This is a genomic window from Mycobacterium sp., from assembly GCF_050701675.1.
Lineage (GTDB): Bacteria > Actinomycetota > Actinomycetes > Mycobacteriales > Mycobacteriaceae > Mycobacterium.
This window is the reverse complement of sequence record NZ_JBOGDD010001310.1, coordinates 1-6,076: the sequence shown is the minus strand read 5'-3', so window position 1 is coordinate 6,076 and position 6,076 is coordinate 1. Positions and strand designations below refer to the sequence as shown.

Genomic DNA, 6,076 nt, shown 5'->3' with positions numbered 1-6,076 from the left:
CTCGAGCCGCTCTCGGTGGGGATCTGGGGGTGCAAGCGAGCGAACCTGACGGCGGGTGATCACGTCCTGGTCAGCGGCGCCGGGCCCGTCGGGCTGCTGGCGGCCTCCGTCGCGCGCGCATTCGGGGCGGCCTCGGTGACCGTCGTCGACCCGTCCGAGTTCCGGCGCGGGATCGCCAAGCGAATGGGTTTCGCCACGGAGACACCGGACGCCGTCGGCGACCGGACGTTCGACGTGCTACTCGAGTGCTCGGGCGCGCCAGGCGCATTGGCCGCCGGGATGGCCCGCCTGGCACCCGCGGGCCGCGCGGCGATGATCGGCATGCCGAAGCAGGACGTCGCTTTACCGCTGGCCGCACTCAACCCCAACGAGGTGACCCTGAGCCTGGTGAACCGCTACAACCACACCTGGCCGCTCGCCATTGAACTGGTGTCGTCAGGCCGGATCGACGTCAGTGAGCTTGTCACCCACCACTTTCCACTCGCCGGGTCCGCCGACGCGCTGACGCTGGCCAGCCGCGTCACGGACTCGATCAAGGCCGTGGTGCACCCGCAGCAGTGACCGCCGAGGGTTAGACGTCCGCGAGGACGGCAAGGGCATCTGTGGGCGCGACCTGCAGCCCGCACCGGTCCTTGTATGCGCCGAGCGGAGCCTGGATGCCGCGGATGGCATCGGCCTCGTCGGGATGCGCGCTGAAGTAGTCGTTGAACTGTCCGACGGCGGTGAACGACGGCTGCCGCGCGGCGTCGATGAGCGCCTGGTTGGCGTCGGGGTGGGCGGCGAAGTACGTCGACAGATTCGCCGTCACCGAGCTGATGGTCGTGGCCAGACCCGCCGCGTTGCAGTCGTCACCCGCGGCGGTCGCGGCGGGCGTGACGCCCGGAGTGGGCTCGGCGGGCGAGGTCGCCTCCGTCGTCGGCTCGGCGGGATCGGTCGGGTCGGCGGCGGCCGACGGCATGCTGAGCGCAGCACAGGCAGCGCCCGCCGCGAGCAGGCCGAAGGTGGTTCGCCGAAGGGTCACGGCACGAGACATTGGTTGCTCCATTCGTTCGGGCCGCACCGCGATGGTGACTCGGCCCCTGGAGATGATTTCGCCGCGGTGGGGCCGGATGTTACCGATGGGACGAACGAGCTAGCTGGTACTCGCCAGCGCGAACGGCAACACCTCCTGCGCACCGGCCTCCCCGACCACGCGCGCCGCCATCGTCAGCGTCCACCCCGTGTCGGTCATGTCGTCGACCAGTAGCACCGGGCCACCCGCGCGGGCGATCACGGCCGGGTCCGGTGACAGCCAGCCGCCCTGCAAGGCTGCGACGCGGTATGCCGAGTTGGCCGCCGTCACCGGACGGCGTTCTGGCGCGTACTGCAGGACGCCGAGATCGGTCAGCCGTCCGAGCCTGGCGAGCTCGCGGACCAGCGAGGTGATGAGCAGCGGGTGGCGGTCGGAGTCCATCGCCAGCACGGCGGTGGGCCTGGTGGTCCACTCCCACGACGCCAGTACCTTCACGGCGGCCTTGACGACGTCCTCGGGCACCTGGGCGTCGGGCTCGTCGAGCAGCCGCCGCAGCCGTGCGCCCCAGCCGAGATCGGTCAACCGGCCGATGACCCGCCCGGCTGACGGCCCGTCGGCGATCTTGCCGCTGAGCTTGACGCCGAGCTTGCCAAGTCCGGACGGCCACTGCTTGCGAGGCGTGACCTCCACGCCGGGGCGCATCAGCCGCTGGCGGGTGTCCTCGGCCGACGACGCGTCGACATCGGCGTCGTAACCCTTGCCGGTGCAGTTGTCGCAGCGGCCGCAGCGCTCGCCTTCGGTCAGCTCCGGATCATCGAGTTGGCCACGCAGGAAGGCCATCCGGCAGCCATCGGTCACCTGATAGTCGAGCATGGCCTGCTGTTCGCGCTTGCGGGCCTCGTCGAGCTTGCGGTAGCGGGCCTCGTCGTACTCCCACGGCGCGCCGGTGCCCACCCAGCCGCCCTTGACGCGGCGGACCGCGCCGTCGACGTCGAGAACCTTCAGCACCATCTCCAGGCGGGTCCGGCCGAGATCCACCAGCGGCTCGAGCGCGGGCGTCGACTGCGGCCGCTCGGCCTCGAGCGCGCCGATCACGTTGCGCACCATGGCTTCCGACGGGAATGCCACCGAGGAGAAGTAACGCCAGACGTCCTGATCCTCGTGCCCGGGCAGCAGGATCACCTCGGCGCTGGCGGTCGAGCGGCCCGCGCGGCCGACCTGCTGGTAGTAGGCGATCGGCGAGGACGGCGCACCGAGGTGGACGACGAAGCCGAGATCGGGCTTGTCGAATCCCATGCCGAGCGCCGACGTGGCGATCAGCGCCTTGACCCGGTTGTCCAGCAGGTCGGCCTCGAGTTGCTCGCGCTCGGCGGTCTCCGTCGCCCCGGTGTAGGCCGCCACCTCGTGGCCCTGTTCGCGCAGTAGCGCCGCGACGTCGTTGGCCTGCGCGACCGTCAGCGTGTACACGATGCCCGACCCTGGCAGCGAATCGATGTGCGCGGCAAGCCAAGCCGCGCGTTGCGCCGGGTTGCCCGCCTTCACCACCGACAGCCGGAGCGACTCACGGTCGAGGCCGCCGCGCAGCACCAGGGTGTCTCCCCCGGTTTCGGAGCCGCCAACTCCCAGCTGACTCGCCACGTCGTCGACCACGCGGTCGTTGGCGGTGGCCGTTGTGGCCAGCACCGGAACGTCGGTGCCGAGTTCGGCGATCAGCGTGCGGATGCGGCGGTAGTCGGGTCGGAAGTCGTGACCCCAGTCCGACACGCAGTGCGCCTCGTCGACCACGACGAGTCCGGCGTCGTGCGCAAGCGCGGGCAGCACCTGGTCCCGAAAGTCGGGGTTGTTCAGGCGCTCCGGACTGACGAGCAGGACGTCGAGATCACCTCGCCGCACCCGGTCGTGGATCTCGTCCCAGTCGGCGACGTTGCTCGAGTTGATGGTGGCCGCGTGCACGCCTGCCCGGTCGGCGGCGCGCACCTGGTTGCGCATCAGCGCCAGTAGCGGCGAGACGATGACCGTCGGTCCGTGTCCGCTGGCGCGGAGCAGTTTGGCGGCGATGAAGTACACGGCCGACTTGCCCCAGCCGGTGCGTTGCACGACGAGCGCACGGCGGCGCTGGACGACGAGCGCCTCGATCGCGGTCCACTGGTCATCGCGCAGCGTGGCCTGCGGTCCGGCCAACTGCTCGAGGATCGTCTGGGCCTGCTCGCGGGTTGCCATCACGGGCGAGCGAAGCGACGGGGGAAGGTCATGCCCCCATCGTGCCCGCCCGGTCCGACGACCTAGCGGTCGAGGCAGCGCCGGAGCGCGGCGGTCAGGTCGTTGGCGCGTCGATCGCGTCCCCCACCGAACAGGTTGTTGACGTAGCCGAAACCCGTCTGGCTGTCGGCGTCGGCGAAGCCGAGGCTGCCGCTGGCGCCGTCATGCCCGAACGACGAGTCCGACAGCAGCGGTCGGTACGGGATGCCGTTGACGAGGAAGCCGGTCGAGAATCGGACCCCGGGCGGCGTGAGCGCGATATGCCAGCCGTCCCCCGCGGACCGCAGGACGGTCGCATCGGCCATCGAGGTGCCGGTCAGCAGCGGCGCACCCGTCACCGGCGATACCGCAGCCCCGTAGATGGCGGCCAGCGCACGGGCATCCAGGATTGCGTTGGCCGCGGGGATCTGCGCGGCGCGCACCGCGGGCGTGTTGAAATCGCCTGCGCAGCCATCGATCATCGAGAAGGGAAACGCCGAGCCCATCGTCACGGCACGCACCGCCGCCGACCTGCCGATGGAACGCAGGATCCTCGGCAGGACGCGATAGCCGGTGCGCAACACCCGGGACCGCGGCGCATGCATCCTGGCCACGCGGTGCTCCTGGTCGGCGGGCAGCCCGAACCAGGCGTCGACCCCGAGCGGATCGGTGAGGTAGTCGGTCAGCAGCGCACCCGGCAGGTGTCCGGTGGCGCGGCGCAGGATCTCGCCGGTGAGCCAGCCGAACGTCAACGCGTGGTACGCGAACGCCGTACCTGGCGTCCACAGCGGTCGTTGCGCTTCAATCGCGCGGATCACCGGATCCCAGGCCAGTACGTCGGCAAGGCTCAGGTCGGCGTCAAGCGCCATCAGCCCGGCCCTGTGGGCGAAGACGTCGCGAATCACGATGTCCTGCTTGCCGTTCTGGGCGAACTCGGGCCACAGCGTGGCGACCGGCGCGTCGAAGTCGAGCAGCCCCCGTTGCTGGGCCAGGTAGCCGCACAGCGCCATCAAACCCTTGGAGACGGAGAAGCCGATCGTGACGGTGTCGGCCGTCCACGGTCTGCGTGTGGCGGCGTCGGCCGTCCCGCCGTACAGGTCGACGACGAGGCGGCCGCGGTGGTAGACGGCACACGACGCGCCCATCTCGGCGCCTCTGCGGAAGTTGTCGACGAAGGCGTCGGCGACGGGTCCGAAGCCCTCGTCGGCGAAACCGGGGAAGGTGCTCACTCCCGCCATCCAAACACGGTTAGTACGCATAGGTGTTGGCCGGTTTGTCGATGCTCGCCACGTCCGTGACCGTCATCGTCGGGATGAAACCGTCCGCCGCGTGGGACGAGCCGAGGACGATCTGGCCCTTGATCCGCAGCCAGGTGTCCTCCGGATGGCCTGCCGCTGCGGCCGCGCCTGGGCCGCTCAGGTGCACACGGGCCAGTTGCGCGTCCGCGGCGCAGCACACGATGACCACCCGACCCAGATCGATGCCGTCGGGACGGTGCAGCGTGAAACCGGTGAGCGTGATGGGCCGGCCCGCAAGCGAATTGGTGGAGTCCGCGGCCGCCCGCATCACCACCTCGGGCAATGACACCGTCGGCGCATCCCCCGAGGGCAACGGCGGAAACGCGCGTCGCTGCGGAGTGCTGACGGCCGCCGGACTCGTCCCGCCCGCCCCCAGCGCCGGGGGCACTACGAAGGCCACCATCGCGATCGGGACGAGCAGCAGCCAGCCCAGCCACGGTTGGTGCCGATGGCCATGCCCGTCGTGCTCTTCGTCCCCGGCGTTGGCCGTTCGGAGGTCCCGGATGATCGCCGCGGACCCGAGAACGACGAGCACCACCGCGGCCGCGATCAACCACGGGAGCAGTCCGGGTTTCACGTAGTTCAGATACGTGCCCTTCACCAGCATCACCGCGGTGCTCAACCCGACGAGCAACAGGATCAGGTTCTGCGTGCCCCGACTCACGCGGCACCGCCGAGAACCGCGAGGCCGACGACGGTTGCGACCACGGTGGCGACCAGAAACGTGGCAGGACCGAAGCGCACCGCGAACCGGCGGCCGAACATGCCCGCCTGCATCGCGGACAGCTTCACGTCGAAGGCGGGCCCAACCACCAGGAACACCAACCGCGGCACCAGCGGAACCATCGTCAGGCTGGCCGCGACGAATGCGTCGGCCTCGGAGCAAAGAGCGAGCACCACGGCGAGCAGTGCCATGGCGACCACCCCGACGAGAAGGTTGCCCGCCAGGTGTTCGAAGACCCAGGCCGGAACCAACACGTGCAGCGCCGCGGCGGCTGCAGCCCCGACCACCAGGTAGGACGCGGCCTGCAGGAAGTCGTGCCGGGCAGCCTCGGTGAAGACCGTCCAGCGCGACGAGCCCTCCACAGCGGGAGGGGGCAATGCGCGGGTGACCCACTCGTCGCGACCGAAGCGCGACCACAGCAGCCCCATCACCATGGCGGTGATCAGCGAGGCCACGCACCGTGCCAGCACTACGGCTGGCTGGCCGGGGAACGCGACGGCCGTGGCGACCAGCACCACCGGGTTGACGGCGGGCGCCGACAGCATGAAGGTCAGGGCGGCCGCCCCGTTCGTGCCAGGTCCGAAGAGCCGCCGGGCGACGGGAACCGACCCGCATTCGCAGCCGGGAAGGGCCGCACCGCCGATGCCCGCGGCGAGAACCGCGAGCGCCGGCCGGCGGGGCAACCACCGGGACAGGCGCTCGGCACTGACGAACGCGGCGATCAGCCCGCTGACCACGACCCCGAGCACCAGGAAGGGCAGTGCTTGGACGAACACACCGCAGAACACCGTCGCGGCCGTGCTC

6 protein-coding genes are annotated in these 6,076 nt (G+C 70.6%); 1 reads left to right on the top strand and 5 read right to left on the bottom strand.

All coding sequences use genetic code 11. The annotated features are described in order from the left end of the window. A partial coding sequence (locus tag ACRDUX_RS40415; protein WP_526423102.1) for a zinc-binding dehydrogenase occupies window positions 1-561 on the top strand: 561 nt, incomplete at its 5' end. A 10-nt stretch (window positions 562-571) separates the two neighbouring features. On the opposite strand, the gene ACRDUX_RS40410 is transcribed toward ACRDUX_RS40415, so the two are convergent. The 5 genes from ACRDUX_RS40410 to ACRDUX_RS40390 all read right to left on the bottom strand — a co-directional run. Beyond that, window positions 572-1,033 carry a hemophore-related protein gene (locus tag ACRDUX_RS40410; RefSeq protein WP_526423100.1) on the bottom strand — a complete coding sequence of 154 codons (462 nt, stop codon included), beginning with the start codon at window positions 1,031-1,033 and terminating at the stop codon, window positions 572-574. Window positions 1,034-1,132: 99 nt separating this feature from the next. After that, a complete protein-coding gene (locus ACRDUX_RS40405) occupies window positions 1,133-3,232 on the bottom strand; it encodes a RecQ family ATP-dependent DNA helicase (RefSeq protein ID WP_526423098.1) in 2,100 nt (699 codons plus the stop codon). A 62-nt stretch (window positions 3,233-3,294) separates the two neighbouring features. Further along, window positions 3,295-4,479 carry a serine hydrolase domain-containing protein gene (locus ACRDUX_RS40400; protein WP_526423096.1) on the bottom strand — a complete coding sequence of 395 codons (1,185 nt, stop codon included), beginning with the start codon at window positions 4,477-4,479 and terminating at the stop codon, window positions 3,295-3,297. Window positions 4,480-4,498: 19 nt separating this feature from the next. Further along, window positions 4,499-5,212 carry a TIGR03943 family putative permease subunit gene (locus ACRDUX_RS40395; RefSeq protein WP_526423094.1) on the bottom strand — a complete coding sequence of 238 codons (714 nt, stop codon included), beginning with the start codon at window positions 5,210-5,212 and terminating at the stop codon, window positions 4,499-4,501. Further along, window positions 5,209-6,076, bottom strand: an 868-nt coding sequence (locus tag ACRDUX_RS40390; protein ID WP_526423092.1) for a permease, incomplete at its 5' end; no start/stop codon positions are given. The genes ACRDUX_RS40395 and ACRDUX_RS40390, both read right to left, overlap by 4 nt.